1 protein-coding gene and 1 pseudogene are annotated in these 578 nt (G+C 35.5%); both read left to right on the top strand.

Annotation, left to right across the window (positions count from 1 at the left end; all coding sequences use genetic code 11):
- Positions 1-249 (top strand): hypothetical protein (locus R7Z49_RS26570; RefSeq protein ID WP_318112656.1); only part of this gene is annotated, 249 nt, incomplete at its 5' end.
- Positions 250-334: 85 nt separating this feature from the next.
- Positions 335-457 (top strand): annotated as a pseudogene (locus tag R7Z49_RS26565) (DUF3693 domain-containing protein); the annotation flags it as partial.
- Positions 458-578 lie beyond the last annotated feature (121 nt).

Here is a 578-nt window from a genome sequence, read left to right as displayed (position 1 = left end):
CCAGTGGCTAAGAAAATCAAATCGACGCTACAAAAGAAAGTCGATAAGCAGTTCGACCAATATGATGGTTATTGCGATTTAATGATTGAAATGGAACATAAAGGAAAAGTAGCAATAGTAAAACGAGTTACTGGAAGCGGAGATACAAAAGTTTGCCGTTTTGCTCGTTCAAACTTAAAAACCGGTAAGCGATATCGTTACAAACATCCTGAAAAATATATCCGCATACATATAACAACTGGTTCGTGAACCTTCAGCTTACAGTAAACAAGACCGAGTTATCGCAAATCAATTGGTTTTCTATAATCCGTAGATAGAAGTAGCATGGGAATGAATTGCAAAAAAGTTTAATGGGCTTGGATTGTCAGGAATCTCAATGGCTTGTGCTGGATTGGCCTTAGTGATTGCAAGTCCTAAAGAATCACTATTCCAGTGCGTATTATGTATATTATGTTAAATGTGATGTAACCATACGTCAGATTCTTTCTACTTTGCTCTCCTATCTCTTTCAGATTTTAAATTTGAGCTAACTTTAGAGAGCTGATTAAACATAATCAGTATTTACCATAAAATAGCTA

The organism is Vibrio sp. 1562 (genome assembly GCF_033340155.1).
Classification (GTDB): Bacteria; Pseudomonadota; Gammaproteobacteria; order Enterobacterales; family Vibrionaceae; genus Vibrio; species Vibrio alginolyticus.
Note: the sequence above shows the minus strand (reverse complement) of the source record. Positions and strands in the feature narration are given on the sequence as shown.